This window comes from Micromonospora sp. NBRC 110037, from assembly GCF_001652995.1.
GTDB lineage: Bacteria > Actinomycetota > Actinomycetes > Mycobacteriales > Micromonosporaceae > Micromonospora > Micromonospora chalcea.
In genome coordinates this window covers 383,127-396,911 of record NZ_BBVA01000005.1, presented here as the reverse complement: position 1 = coordinate 396,911, position 13,785 = coordinate 383,127, and the positions used below count along the sequence as shown (strand labels likewise).

Annotated in this window: 11 protein-coding genes; 8 read left to right on the top strand and 3 right to left on the bottom strand. The window is 72.8% G+C overall.

Annotation, left to right across the window (positions count from 1 at the left end):
• Positions 1 to 3 precede the first annotated feature (3 nt).
• A complete protein-coding gene (glgC, locus tag A4R25_RS18070) occupies positions 4 to 1,236 on the bottom strand; it encodes a glucose-1-phosphate adenylyltransferase (RefSeq protein ID WP_043325096.1) in 1,233 nt (410 codons plus the stop codon).
• A gap of 94 nt (positions 1,237 to 1,330) precedes the next feature.
• On the opposite strand from glgC, the gene glgA reads away from it, so the two are divergent.
• The 4 genes from glgA (at position 1,331) to glgB (ending at position 7,832) form a co-directional block, all read left to right on the top strand.
• Positions 1,331 to 2,524 (top strand): glycogen synthase, encoded by a 1,194-nt coding sequence (gene glgA, locus A4R25_RS18065; protein ID WP_064447489.1) that lies wholly within the window; start codon positions 1,331 to 1,333, stop codon positions 2,522 to 2,524.
• 89 nt (positions 2,525 to 2,613) lie between these two features.
• Positions 2,614 to 3,342, top strand: a complete 729-nt coding sequence (locus A4R25_RS18060) for a class I SAM-dependent methyltransferase (protein WP_064447488.1) — start codon at positions 2,614 to 2,616, stop codon at positions 3,340 to 3,342.
• Positions 3,343 to 3,639: 297 nt separating this feature from the next.
• Positions 3,640 to 5,736 (top strand): alpha-1,4-glucan--maltose-1-phosphate maltosyltransferase, encoded by a 2,097-nt coding sequence (locus A4R25_RS18055; RefSeq protein ID WP_064447487.1) that lies wholly within the window; start codon positions 3,640 to 3,642, stop codon positions 5,734 to 5,736.
• Positions 5,724 to 7,832, top strand: coding sequence for a 1,4-alpha-glucan branching protein GlgB (glgB, locus tag A4R25_RS18050; protein WP_064447486.1), 2,109 nt, complete (start codon positions 5,724 to 5,726; stop codon positions 7,830 to 7,832). The genes A4R25_RS18055 and glgB overlap by 13 nt, the downstream gene beginning before the upstream one ends.
• A 68-nt stretch (positions 7,833 to 7,900) precedes the next feature.
• Here glgB and A4R25_RS18045 read toward each other — a convergent pair whose 3' ends face one another.
• Positions 7,901 to 8,260, bottom strand: a complete 360-nt coding sequence (locus tag A4R25_RS18045) for a helix-turn-helix domain-containing protein (protein ID WP_064447485.1) — start codon at positions 8,258 to 8,260, stop codon at positions 7,901 to 7,903.
• An 81-nt stretch (positions 8,261 to 8,341) separates the two neighbouring features.
• On the opposite strand from A4R25_RS18045, the gene A4R25_RS18040 reads away from it, so the two are divergent.
• The gene (locus A4R25_RS18040; protein ID WP_064447484.1) at positions 8,342 to 9,322 is read left to right on the top strand and encodes a zinc-dependent alcohol dehydrogenase family protein; all 981 of its coding nucleotides are present in this window, start codon (positions 8,342 to 8,344) and stop codon (positions 9,320 to 9,322) included.
• Between the two features lie 91 nt (positions 9,323 to 9,413).
• On the opposite strand, the gene A4R25_RS18035 is transcribed toward A4R25_RS18040, so the two are convergent.
• A complete protein-coding gene (locus tag A4R25_RS18035; RefSeq protein ID WP_043330371.1) occupies positions 9,414 to 10,454 on the bottom strand; it encodes an App1 family protein in 1,041 nt (346 codons plus the stop codon).
• 119 nt (positions 10,455 to 10,573) lie between these two features.
• On the opposite strand from A4R25_RS18035, the gene A4R25_RS18030 reads away from it, so the two are divergent.
• From A4R25_RS18030 to A4R25_RS18020, 3 genes are all read left to right on the top strand, one after another.
• A complete protein-coding gene (locus A4R25_RS18030) occupies positions 10,574 to 12,178 on the top strand; it encodes a hypothetical protein (RefSeq protein ID WP_064447483.1) in 1,605 nt (534 codons plus the stop codon).
• Between the two features lie 16 nt (positions 12,179 to 12,194).
• Complete coding sequence (gene yaaA / locus A4R25_RS18025; protein WP_082931064.1) at positions 12,195 to 12,998, top strand: peroxide stress protein YaaA; 804 nt, start codon at positions 12,195 to 12,197, stop codon at positions 12,996 to 12,998.
• A 109-nt stretch (positions 12,999 to 13,107) separates the two neighbouring features.
• Complete coding sequence (locus tag A4R25_RS18020; protein ID WP_030499746.1) at positions 13,108 to 13,761, top strand: hypothetical protein; 654 nt, start codon at positions 13,108 to 13,110, stop codon at positions 13,759 to 13,761.
• Positions 13,762 to 13,785 lie beyond the last annotated feature (24 nt).

Sequence of the window (13,785 nt, the reverse complement as noted above, 5' to 3'; positions counted from 1 at the left end):
TGCTCAGGGCTCGACGCGCTGGCCCTTGCCGATCACGACGATGCCGTTGTCGGACACGGTGTAGCGCTGGCGGTCCTTCTCCAGGTCGACGCCGATCTCGGCGCCCTCCGGGACGTGGACGTTCTTGTCCAGGATCGCGCGCCGGACGACCGCGTGGCGGCCGATCTGGACACCCTCCATCAGCACGGCGCCGTCGACGTGCGCCCACGAGTGGACCTTCACCTTCGGCGACACGATCGAGTTCTCCACCAGCGAGCCGGAGATCACCGAGCCGGGCGACACCATCGAGCTGACCGCGCGGCCGACCCGCTCGCCCCAGGCGTGCACGAACTTGGCCGGCGGGTACGGCGGCTGCTCGGTGTAGATCGGCCACTCGAAGTTGTAGAGGTTGAACACCGGGTGCACGTTGATCAGATCCATGTGCGCGTCGTAGAACGAGTCGAGCGTCCCCACGTCCCGCCAGTAGCCGCGGTCCCGGTCGGTGCTGCCCGGCACCTCGTTGTCCTTGAAGTCGTAGACGTTCGCCTCGCCGCGCTCGACCAGCATCGGGATGATGCTGCCGCCCATGTCGTGCTTGCTGGTCTTGTCCGCCGCGTCGCGCTCGACCGCCTCGCACAGGGCCTTCGTGGTGAACACGTAGTTGCCCATCGAGGCGTAGATCTGGTCCGGCGCGTCGGGCAGCCCCACCGCGTCGGTGGGCTTCTCCCGGAACGCGCGGATGCGCTTGCCGTCCTCGCCGACCTCGATCACGCCGAACTGGTCGGCCATCGACAGCGGCTGCCGGATGCCGGCGACCGTCACCCCGGCGCCGGAGGCGATGTGGTCGTCGACCATCTGCCGGGGGTCCATCCGGTAGATGTGGTCGGCGCCGAAGACGATCACGTAGTCGGGCTGCTCGTCGTTGATCAGGTTGAAGCTCTGGTAGATCGCGTCGGCCGAGCCGGCGAACCACCACGGGCCGCGGCGCTGCTGCGCCGGCACCGGCGTGACGTAGTTGCCGAGCAGCGTCGACATCCGCCAGGTCTTGGTGATGTGCCGGTCCAGCGAGTGCGACTTGTACTGGGTCAGCACGACGATCTTGAGGAAGCCGGCGTTCGCCAGGTTGGACAGGACGAAGTCGACCATGCGGTACATCCCGCCGAAGGGGACGGCGGGCTTCGCCCGGTCGGTCGTCAGGGGCATCAGGCGCTTGCCCTCCCCGCCGGCCAGGACGATCGCGAGCACCTTGGCAGCCATGCTCAGACGCTAACGACCCGGAACCGACTTCACCACTCGGACGCCCACACTTGCGCACCGCGTGCGACACGCCGCTCTGCACTAGGGTGCGGGCATGGCACCGATGCGCGTCGACCTGCTCACCCGCGAGTACCCGCCGGAGGTGTACGGCGGCGCCGGCGTGCACGTGGAATACCTCGCCCGCGAGCTGCGCCGGCTCGCCGACGTGCGGGTGCACTGCTTCGGCGCGCCGCGCGACGAGCCCGGCGTCACCGCGTACGCGGAGCCGGCCGCGTTGGCCGGCGCGAACGCCGCGCTGCGGGTCATGGGCGTCGACCTGGAGATGGCCGCCGGCACGGCCGGCACCGACGTGGTGCACAGCCACACCTGGTACGCGAACCTGGCCGGGCACACCGCGAAGCTGCTGCACGGGGTGCCGCACGTGGTCACCGCGCACAGTCTGGAGCCGCTGCGCCCGTGGAAGGCCGAGCAGCTCGGCGGCGGGTACGCGCTCTCCTCCTGGTGCGAGCGGACCGCGTTCGAGGCCGCCGACGCGATCATCGCGGTGAGCGCGGGGATGCGCCGCGACGTGCTCACCGCGTACCCGGCGGTTAACCCGGACCGGGTCCGCGTGGTCTACAACGGCATCGACACCGCGCAGTACGCCCCGGACCGGAACACCGACGTGCTCGACCGGCTCGGCATCGACCCGTCCCGGCCCAGCGTGGTCTACGTCGGGCGGATCACCAAGCAGAAGGGCCTGCCGTACCTGCTGCGCGCCGCCCGCGAGCTGCCCGCCGACGTCCAGCTGGTGCTGCTGGCCGGCGCACCTGACACGCCGGAGATCGGCGCGGAGGTCGAGGAGCTGGCCGCCGAGCTGCGCGCGAAGCGGTCGGGGGTCGTCTGGGTGGCGGCGATGCTGCCCAAGCACGAGGTGATCCAGGTGCTCACCCACGCCACGATCTTCGTCTGCCCGTCCGTGTACGAGCCGATGGGCATCGTCAACCTGGAGGCGATGGCCTGCGAGACCGCGGTGGTGGCGACCGCCACGGGCGGCATCCCGGAGGTGGTGGCCGACGGCGAGACCGGGCTGCTGGTGCCGATCGAGCAGGCCGGTGACGGCTCCGGCACGCCGCTGGACCCGGAGCGTTTCGTGGCCGACCTGGCCGCGCGCATGAACGAGCTGCTGGCCGACCCGGAGCGGATCGCCGCGTTCGGCGCGGCGGGGCGGCGGCGGGCCGTGGAGCACTTCTCCTGGGACGCGATCGCCCGCCAGACGCTCGAGGTCTACCGCTCGGTGGGCGTGTAAGGAAGGGCCCCTTCTTAACGCCTCCGGTAGAGGAAGGGCCCCTTCTCAACAGCCCGCCCCTCGCGGTCGGCGGCGGATACAGTCCCCGGATGCCGGATGCGATCTTCGCCCATCCTCGGCTCGCGCCGGTCTACGACGCGTTCGACGGCGACCGGGACGACCTGGACGCGTACCTCGCGATCGCCGACGAGCTGGACGCGCGCGTGGTGCTCGACCTCGGCTGCGGCACCGGGAACCTGGTCCTGCTGCTCGCCCGGCACGGCCGTACCGTCGTGGGGGTCGACCCGGCCAGGGCGTCCCTCGCCGTCGCCCGGTCGAAGGACCGCGAAGGCCGCGTGCGCTGGGTGCACGGCGACGCCACGACGCTGCCACCGCTGCGCGCCGACCTGGCCGTGATGACCGGCAACGTGGCGCAGGTGTTCTGCGCCGACGACGACTGGGCGCGCACCCTGCGGGGCGTCCACGCGGCGCTGCGGCCCGGCGGGCATCTCGTGTTCGAGACGCGGCGTCCCGAGCGCCGCGCGTGGGAGGAGTGGGCGGCGGACACCGCGCCGGTGACCCGGGACGTGCCGGGCGTCGGGCCGGTGGAACGACGTCTCGAGGTCACCGCTGTGGACCTGCCGTTCGTGTCCTTCCGGTTCACGTACCGGTTCCCGGCCGACGGCGCCGTCGTCACGTCGGACTCGACGCTGCGGTTCCGCGACCGGGACGAGGTCGAGGCGAGCCTGGCGGCCGCCGGCTACCGGGTGCTCGACGTGCGGGACGCGCCCGACCGCGCCGGCCGGGAGTTCGTCTTCGTCGCCCAGCGGTCGACCTGAACGTCGCCGTCGGCGGGCCAGAGCGCCCGCAGCCCGCCGACCCTGTGCCCGAGGCGCGGAAAGAGGCCGTTCGTGGCACGGGGCCGGCCGCCGGAAGTCCGCCACCCGTTCGGTGGAACGCCATGGGTGCCTCAGCGCCCTTTTGACACCCATAGCGTTCCACTCACCGCAGCCCACGCTCGTTCGGTGGAACGGCACGGGTGCCTCACCGGCACGAACTCGACGCCCTCGTGAGCGGGTTGAGGGCTCAGGTGAAGTCGCCGAGCGCGAGAGGATCTCGCGCAGTAGGTTGAGCGGGTGACTGGACGGTTCCCGATCGAAGACGTCTCCCCCGTCGTCTCCTGCGGTCGCTACCCGGCCAAGGCGGTGGTCGGCGAGGTCGTGCCGGTGTCGGCGCGGGCCTACCGCGAGGGCCACGACGCGCTCGGGTGCAACGTGGTCTGGCTCGGCCCGGACGGCGCGGCCCGCCCGTTCACCCGGATGCGCCCGGGCGAACCCGGCCAGGACCGCTGGCACGCCACCATCCGCCCGGACGCGGTTGGCCTGTGGCGCTTCGCCGTGGAGGCGTTCCAGGATCCGTACTTAACCTGGCAGAACGCGGTCACCAAGAAGCTCGCCGCCGGCCAGGGCGCGGCCGAGCTGGCGAACGACCTGGCCGAGGGCGTACGGGTGCTGACCGCCGCGCTGGAGCTGGTGCCGAAGGCCGACCGGGATCGCGTACGCGAAGCCGTGCGGGCCCTGGCCGACGACGGCTTGGACCTGCCGCGGCGGGTGAGCGCGGCGCTGGACCTGGCCGACCTGCTCTGGGAGCACCCGGTCCGTGAGCTGGTCACCACCGGCGAGGAGCGCACGCTCTGGGTGGACCGGCCGCGGGCGCTCTTCTCCGCCTGGTACGAGTTCTTCCCCCGCTCCGAGGGCGCGGTCCCGGCGACAGTCGACGCGCCCGCCCGTTCCGGCACGTTCGCCACCGCCATGGAGCGGCTGCCGGGTGTCGCGGCGATGGGTTTCGACGTGCTCTACCTGCCGCCGATCCACCCGATCGGCCGGGTCAACCGCAAGGGCCGCAACAACGCGCTCACCGCCGGGCCAGACGACGTGGGCTCGCCGTGGGCCATCGGCGCGGCCGAGGGCGGCCACGACGCCATCCACCCCGACCTGGGTACGCCTGAAGACTTCCGCGACTTCGTCGCGGCCGCCGCCGAGCAGGGTCTCGAGGTGGCGATGGACCTGGCGTTGCAGTGCGCGCCGGACCACCCGTGGGTCACCGAGCACCCGGAGTGGTTCACCACCCGCGCCGACGGCAGCATCGCGTACGCGGAGAACCCGCCGAAGAAGTACCAGGACATCTATCCGCTGAACTTCGACAACGACCCCGAGGGCATCCGGGCCGAGGTGCTGCGGGTGGTGCTGCACTGGGTCGGCGAGGGCATCCGGATCTTCCGGGTGGACAACCCGCACACCAAGCCGTTCGACTTCTGGCACTGGCTGATCGCCGAGGTCAAGAAGGTCGACCCGGACGTGCTGTTCCTGGCCGAGGCGTTCACCCGGCCGGCGATCATGCACGGGCTCGGCAAGATCGGTTTCACCCAGTCGTACACCTATTTCACCTGGCGCACGACGGCGGCCGAGATGCGGGAGTACTGCGAGGAGCTGGTCGCCTCGGTCGACTGGATGCGGCCGAACTTCTGGCCGAACACGCCGGACATCCTGCACTCGTCGTTGCAGCACGGCGGCCCGCCGATGTTCAAGATCCGGGCGGTGCTGGCCGCGCTGCTCTCCCCCTCGTGGGGCATGTACGCCGGGTTCGAGCTGTTCGAGCATGTGGCCCGTCCGGGCGCCGAGGAGTACCTGGACAACGAGAAGTACGAGCTGCGGCCCCGGGACTGGGACGCCGCGCTGGCGCAGGGCCGGTCGCTGGCGCCGTTCATCACCACGCTGAACCGGGTACGCCGGGACAATCCCGCCCTGCACCGGCTGCGCAACCTGCGGTTCCACGACATCGACAACCCGGCGCTGCTGTGCTGGTCGAAGCACGACCTCCAGACCGGCAACACGGTGATCGTGGTCTGCTCGTTCGACTCCCGCGAGGTGCAGTGGGGCAACACCACGCTCGACATGCCGGCGCTCGGGCTGGACTGGCACGAGCGGTTCACCGTGCGCGACGAGCTGACCGGCGCCGAGTACGACTGGGGGCAGCGCAACGCGGTACGCCTCGACCCGTACCTGCAACCGGCGCACGTGCTCACCGTGCGCCGCCCGGCCGCACCGGCCCCCGCCGAACCGGAGCAGCCGGCCGCACCAGACCTGACAGTCGAAGACGTACCCGCCGACCTCTCCGGCGGCACCGCCCCGACCGCACCGGCCGACAAGGACGACGCCCGATGGACCAGCTGATCACCGGCGAGGTACACGACCCGCACGCCGTGCTCGGCGCGCACCCGGCCGGCGGGAGCACCACGATCCGGACGCTGCGCCGGGGCGCCGGCGAGGTGACGCTGCTCGTCGACGGCGAGGCGCACCCGATGAAGCGGGTGCACGACGCCGGTGTCTTCGAGGCGGTGCTCCCCGGCGAGGTGCTCGACTACCGGGTCGAGGTGGACGGCACGACGCACGACGACCCGTACCGTTATCCGCCCACGCTCGGCGACCTCGACCTGCACCTGATCGGCGAGGGCCGGCACGAGCGGCTCTGGGCGGCGCTCGGCGCCCGGGTCTTCGACGAGGGCGTCGCGTTCACCGTCTGGGCGCCGAACGCCCGCGCGGTGCGGCTGATCGGCGACGTCACCGGCTGGGCGCCGGACGACGGCTGGCCGATGCGGTCGCTCGGGTCCAGCGGCGTGTGGGAGATCTTCGTGCCCGGCCTGCCGGTGGGCACCCGCTACAAGTACCGCATCCTGGGCGCCGACGGCAGGTGGCGGGACAAGGCCGACCCGATGGCCGCGCGCACCGAGGTGCCGCCGGCCACCGCGTCGGTGGTGCACGAGTCACGGTACGAGTGGGGCGACGCGGACTGGCTCGCGCGCCGGTCGCGGCAGGCGCCGCACCAGGAGCCGATGAGCGTGTACGAGGTGCACCTGGGCTCGTGGCGGCCGGGCCTGGGCTACCGGGAGCTGGCCGAGCAGCTCACCGCGTACGTGCTGGAGATGGGCTTCACCCACGTGGAGTTCCTGCCGGTGATGGAGCACCCGTTCGGCGGCTCGTGGGGCTACCAGGTCACCGGCTACTACGCGCCCACCGCCCGGTTCGGCGACCCGGACGACTTCCGGTATCTGGTGGACCGGCTGCACGCCGCCGGCATCGGCGTGCTCCTGGACTGGGTGCCGGCGCACTTCCCCAAGGACGAGTGGGCGCTCGCGCGCTTCGACGGCACCCCGCTGTACGAGCACCCCGACCCGCGTCGCGGCGAGCACCCCGACTGGGGCACGTACGTCTTCGACTTCGGCCGCAACGAGGTGCGCAACTTCCTGGTCGCCAACGCGCTGTACTGGCTGGACGAGTTCCACATCGACGGGCTGCGCGTGGACGCGGTGGCCTCGATGCTCTACCTGGACTACTCCCGCTCCGACGGGCAGTGGGCGCCGAACGTGCACGGCGGCCGGGAGAACCTGGAGGCGATCGCGTTCCTCCAGGAGGTCAACGCCACCGTCTACCGGCACCACCCGGGCGTGCTGATGATCGCCGAGGAGTCCACCGCCTGGCCCGGCGTCACGAAGCCCACCTCCGAGGGCGGGCTCGGGTTCGGGTTCAAGTGGAACATGGGCTGGATGCACGACACCCTGCTCTACACCTCGAAGGACCCGATCTACCGGCAGCACCACCACCATCAGCTCACGTTCTCGCTGGCGTACGCGTGGAGCGAGAACTACGTGCTGCCGATCAGCCACGACGAGGTGGTGCACGGCAAGGGCTCGCTCGCCGGCAAGATGCCCGGCGACACCTGGCAGCGGCTGGCCACCGTGCGGGCGCTGCTGGCGTACATGTGGGCGCACCCGGGCAAGCAGTTGCTCTTCATGGGCTGCGAGCTGGCCGACGACAGGGAGTGGAGCGAGGAGCGCGGCCTCGACTGGTACCTCACCCACGACCCGGCCCGGGCGGGCGTGCAGCGGCTCGTCGCCGACCTGAACCGGGTCTACCGGGCCAGCCCGGCGCTCTGGGCGCAGGACACCGACCCGGCCGGCTTCCGCTGGATCGCCGGTGACGACGTCGCGAACAACACGGTGTCGTTTATTCGGATCGCGCCGGACGGGCAGACGCTGCTGTGCGTGGCGAACTTCTCCGCGCTGCCGCTGGACGACTACCGGATCGGCCTGCCCGCGGCCGGTACGTGGGCCGAGGCGCTGAACACCGACGCCCACCATTACGGCGGGTCCGGGGTGGGCAACCTGGGCGAGGTGCACGCGGAGAACATCCCCTGGCACGGCCTGCCCGCGTCGGCCTCCCTGCGTATCCCCCCGCTGGGCGTTCTCTGGCTCCTACCCGCAACTGCCTGAGTGCGAGTACCGCCAGAACAGCCACGGCGGCCGGCACTGAGACAGCGTCTTCGGTTGGGCGGGTTGGTTCAGCACTCGTTCTGTTCCTGGAAGTCGATGATCGCTTCGCCGTTGTCTCGAGCCCAGTCGGTCAGAACCTTGATCGGCTCGACCAGGGTCTGCCCGAGTGGAGTGAGGCTGTACTCGACGCGTGGGGGTGCCTCGGCGTAGGCGTGGCGTTCAACCAGGCCGTATGCCTGCAGGCGGCGCAGGGTCTGGGTGAGGACCTTGTGGGAGATGCCGCCGATGAGTTGGGCCAGCTCGCCGGGGCGCCGGGGTTGCAGGCTGAGTGCGAACAGCACGATCACCGCCCACTTCTCGGTGATGATCTCGACGGCCAGGCGGGTGGGGCAATCGGCGAGGAAGACCGGGCCCGGGGTGTCGTGCACAAAGTCGAAAGGTACCAGCGGGTTCCTATCGGCTCCGTAGCGTCTTGCGGCGAAGCCCTTCAGGAACGCAAGGAGCCATTCATGCCACGAGTAGTCGTGTTCGACGAGACCGGCGGTCCGGACGTTCTGCGCGTCGTCGACGAGCCGGTCGTCGAGCCCGCGGCCGGCGAGGTACGCGTACGGATCGAGGCCTTCGCGGTCAACCCGCTCGACCAGATGGTCCGGGCCGGGCAGTCCCCGCGGCCCGTGCCGTTGCCGCACGCGCGGCTGGGCGTCGAGGGGACCGGTGTGATCGACGCGCTCGGGTCCGGGGTGACCGGGCTGGCCGTCGGCGACCCGGTCATCCTCGGTGCGATACCCGACTTCGAGACCAGGGGTGCGTACGCCGAGTACACAGTGCTGCCGGCCGACCGGGTCGTGCCACGGCCCGCCGGGCTGGAGCCCGTCGCTGCGGCGGCGCTCTGGGTGTCGTACTTCACCGCCTACGGCGCGCTGGTGGACAGAGCCGGGATGCGGCCCGGGGACCAGGTCCTGATCACCGCGGCGTCGGGCGGTGTCGGGCGGGCCGCGATCCAGATCGCCAACCAGATCGGCGCCGTGCCGATCGCGGTCACCCGGCAGAGCGCCAAAGTGGAGAGCCTGTTGGCCGCCGGAGCCGCCGCGGTGATCGCCACCGACCGGGAGGACATCGGGGAGGCCACCCGGCGGCACACCGGTGGGGTGGGCGCCGACATCATCCTGGACGCTGTCATGGGCCCGGGCCTGGCCGAGCTGTCGCTGGCTGCGAAGCTCGGCGGCACCCTGGCCACGGTGGGCTGGCTGGACCCGCGCCCGGCGTCGTTCCCGGCGAATCCGTCACTGACCATCTATCGCTACATGAGTTTTGCGGACATGGTCGACCCGGTGACCGCCCGGCGCGTCGCCGCGTTCCTGGCCGCTGGTGTCCGCACCGGCGTGCTGCAACCGATGGTGGACCGGGTGTTCACGTTGAACGACATCGTCGAGGCGCACCGGTACCTGGAGAAGGGAACGGCGACGGGCAAGATCGTGGTGACGCCGTGACAGTCGGCCGCCGATCATGAGGTTGACGGCAGTTGTTGATCTCTAAAAGGCGGTCAACCTCATGATCGACGCGAAGAGGAGGGGCCGGCGGTCAGACCAGGTCGGCTTCTCGGAGGAGCTTCCAGAGGCCGGCGCCGTCGGGGGCGCTCAGCCACTTCTGGCCGACCGGGCCGGACGACGGCCGTCCGGCGGGGGCGGGCAGGCTGCCGGCCAGCACCGACTGGGTCGGCGACAGCTGCCGGATCGCCACCCCTGCTACGTGGTCCGGGTGCGCGGCGGCGAACTCCCGGTAGATCTCCGGGTCGTGCTGCCCGTCGTCGCCGATCAGCAGCCACCGCACCTCGGGGAACTCCCGGGACAGCCGGGCCAGCGTGGCCCGCTTGTGCTCCCGGCCGCTGCGGAACCACCGGTCGGCGGTCGGCCCCCAGTCGGTGAGCAGCAGCGGCCCGGCCGGGTAGAGGTGGCGGGACAGGAACCGGGTGAGCGTCGGCGCGACGTTCCAGGCGCCGGTGGACAGGTAGAACACCGGCGCGCCCGGGTGGGCGGTGGCCAGCCGCTCGTACAGCACCGCCATGCCCGGCACCGCCGTGCGGGCGTGCTCGTCCAGCACGAACGTGTTCCACGCGGCCAGCAGCGGCCGGGGCAGCGCGGTCACCATGACGGTGTCGTCGATGTCGGAGAGGATGCCGAACCGGACGGCCGGGTCGAGCACGCGGACCAGCGCCTCCACCGGTTCGGCGTCGGCGACGCTGAGGCGTACGCAGCCCCAGCCGGGGGTGAAGTCGGCCTCGATCACGGTGTCGACGAACCCGCTGCGGTCGGCGGTCACCTCCTGGCGCACGCCGTCGGCCTCGATGGTCACCCGGATGTGCTTGGCGGGCAGCGTGGCGAAGCTGCGCCAGCCCCGCACCTTGTCCAGGCGGCCCCGCCGCCGGGTGTCCGGGCGGCCCAGCAGCACCCGGCAGAGCACCCGCGCCCAGCCCGGGGCGCCGTAGCCCGCGTACGCGATGATGTTGGGCTGCCACCCGGTGCGCCGCAACCGGCGCTCGACCAGGCCGTGCACGGCGTCCTCGAAGCGCGCGGCGCGGTGCAGTCGCGGTACGGCAAGCTGGTCCGGTGGTGTGGGTGGCACGCTGCAACACTGCCACACCCGGCCGGGCCCGGCCACGCGAGTGATCCACACCGATCGGCCCTCGGAGCCGCGTTCCGCCGTGACAGACTGCGGTCGGGGCGACGACGGGGGCGTTGGTCGTGTCGACGACGAAGCGGGACCGGGTGCGGCCGCGTCCGGACGCGCCGGCGCTGGTGGCGTTGCTGCTCGGTGTGGCCGGAGTCGGCTACCGCCTGGTGCTGACGCTGCTCACGGTGCCCGCGTCGAACAGCGACGAGGCCACGTTCGGGCTGGCCGCGCTGCACATCGCCGAGCGCGGTGAGCGGCCGGTCTTCCTCTACGGCCAGCGCTACATGGGCGTGCTGGAGTCCTACCTGGCCGCGCCGCTGGTCGGCTGGGCCGGGCCGAGCTGGCCGGTGCTGCGGCTGCCGCTGCTCGCGCTGTTCGCGGTGTTCCTGTGGCTGGCGTACCGGCTGACCCGCCGCCTGTTCTCCCCCTGGCTGGCGGTCGTCGTGGTGGGCCTGCTGGCGCTCGGCTCGGAGCGGGTGGTCCGCGACCAGCTCACAGTGGTCGGCGGCCGTCCCGAGGTGAAGCCGGCGGTGCTGGCGATGCTGCTGCTCGCGGTCACGCTCGGCGAGGAGCGGGTCCGGCACCGCTGGCTGGCCACCGGCGCGTTCGGGCTGCTCGCCGGGCTGGCGCTCTGGTCGGACTGGCTGATCGCGCCGTACCTGCTGGTGGCGGGCGTGGTGCTGGTCCTGGCCATGCCCCGGGAGCTGATCGGCTGGCCGGGCGTGCTGCTGGTGGCGGGCTTCGCCGCCGGGATCGCGCCGGTGGTGAAGGACAACATCGTCGCGCCGGCCGGGCAGGACTCGCTGTCGGTGTTCCGGGAGATCAGCACCAAGGAGGGCGTCGCGCCGTCGCTGGCCGAACGGCTGCGCGGCGGACTGCTGGAAGGGGTGCCGCTGGCGTCCGGCCTGTGCCCGATGGACGGCTGCGCGCGCTGGGCGCAGTGGTTCGGCGTGCTCTACCCGGTGCTGCTGGTGGCCGCCGCGGCGCTCGGGCTGGTCGCGTACCGCCGGGCCGCCGACCACGCCGCGCGGGTCCGGGCCGCGGCGATCCTCGCGCTGGTAGTGGGCGCGGCGTTGACCCTGCTGGCGTACGTGCGCAGCCCGCTCGCCGCGACCGACCCGCTCGGCAACTCCAGGTACCTGTCGGTGCTGCAGATCTCGCTGCCGGCCGTGCTGTGGCCGCTCTGGCTGGCCGCCGCGCACGCGCTGCGCAGAACCGCCGGTCCGGCCGCCCGCCTCGGCGGCGCCACGGCGGCCGTGGTGCTGGCCGGGCTGACCGCCGCCACGCTGGCCGGGACCGTGGCGTTCCTGCCCGGCGTGCCGGGCGTACGGGAGGAGGAGCGCACGGCCCGCCGCCTGGCCGACACGGTGCGGAACGCCGGTCTGCACGAGGTGTACGGGGACTACTGGACCTGCAACCGGCTGATCTTCAACACCGGGGAGACGGTCGCGTGCGGTGTGCTCGACGGGGCGCTCACGCCGGGGCAGAACCGCTATCCGGCGTACTGGCAGCGGGTGGCGCGCGCGCAACAGCCCGGGTACGTGCTGGACGTCGGCTCCCCCGCCGAGCGCACACTGCGGCGGCTGCTTGGTGACCGCGCCGACGCGGCGGTGGTGGCCGAGGTGGGCGGCAGTCGCGTGTACCACCCCGACCGTGCCGTGCGGCCGTGGCGCTGAGCCCGGCCCGTACGCTGTGCCGGTGCTCATCCTGCTGCCCCCGTCGGAGGGGAAGGCCGAGGCCGGCACCGGCCGCCGGCTGGACCTGTCCCGGCTGTCCCTGACCGAGCTGAACCCGGCCCGGGAGGCGGTGCTGACCGCGCTCGTCGACCTGTGCGCCGGGCCGGACGAGGCGGCGGCCCTGGCCGCGCTGGGCCTCACCGAGGGGCAGCGCGGCGAGCTGCGCCGCAACGCCCGGCTGCGGGAGGCGGCGACCGCCCCGGCCGGGCGGCTCTACACCGGCGTGCTCTACGAGGCGCTGGGCCTGGACACACTGCCGCCCGACGCGCAGCGGGCGGCCCGCCGCCAGGTGCTGATCAGCTCCGGGCTGTGGGGCGCGGTACGCCTCGCCGACCGGATCCCGCCGTACCGCTGCCCGATCGGGGCGCGGCTGCCCGGGCTCGGGGCGCTGTCGGCGTACTGGCGTGGCGCGCTCGGGCCGGTGCTGGAGCCCGCCGCCGGACGCGGCCCGGTGCTGGACCTGCGCTCCGGCGCGTACGCGGCCACCTGGACGCCGCGCGGCGCGCTCGCCGAGCGGACGGTGACGGTGCGGGTGCTGCACGAGCGGACCGTGGACGGCACGCCGACCCGGTCGGTGGTGAGCCACTTCAACAAGGCGACGAAGGGCCGGCTGGTACGGGATCTGCTGCTCGCCGACGCCCGGCCGCGTACCGCCGACGCGCTGGTGGGGGCGCTGCGGGAGCTGAAGTACACGGTCGAGGAGGCGCCCCGGGCGGCCGGGCGGCCCCGGCAGGTCGACCTGGTGGTCACCGAACTCTGACCGGCGGGCTTCCCGCAAATTTTGCTCAAGGCTCGGCCGCATCGGTTCCCGACCCGGCCGTTGGCGGCAACGGTAGAGGTACCCCGACTCTGACCGAGGAGCTGCGCCGATGCTCGCCGAGCCCACCTCGCTGCTCGACCGCCCCCGCCCGTCCCCGCCGCTGGACTGGCTGACCCTGACCGACGCCTTCGAGATCGCCTGCATGGTGCGCTGCACGCCGCCGCCGGCCGCCGACGTACGCCGCCTGGACCCCGGACCGCACCGGGGCGGGATCGCCGAGTTCAACCGCGAGGACGCGGCGCACCGGATGCGGCAGCTGCTGGGTCGACTCGACGTGCCGGTGCAGCACGAACTGACCACCGGTGGCCTGCGCCGCCGCTACGAGCTGCACCGGCTGGCGGTGCCGCCGCAGCACCGGGCGGCGTACGCGAATCTGCTCACCACCGGCTGGCGGCAGGGCCGCCGGGAGCTGCTCGGCGGGCCGTTCCCGGGCGCCTCGGCGGCGCGGCGGCTCTGGCGGCCCCGGCTGGCGGCGGCGGCCTGGCGGGCGGCGCTGCTCGCCGGCGGCCGGCACGTACGCCGGCACTGCCTCGGCATCCGGCTGGCCGACCGTGACCTGGCCGCGGTGCTGGTCCGCAGCGCGGCGCTGCTGGAGGTGCCGGCGGCGTTGCGGCCGGGCGCGGGCTGCTTCCTGGTGATCGTGCCCAACGGAGAGCACCGGACCCGGATCACCGAGAGCGCGGAGCTGGCCGCCGCCGGCTGACCGGCCCGGCGGCGGGCTTGCGCG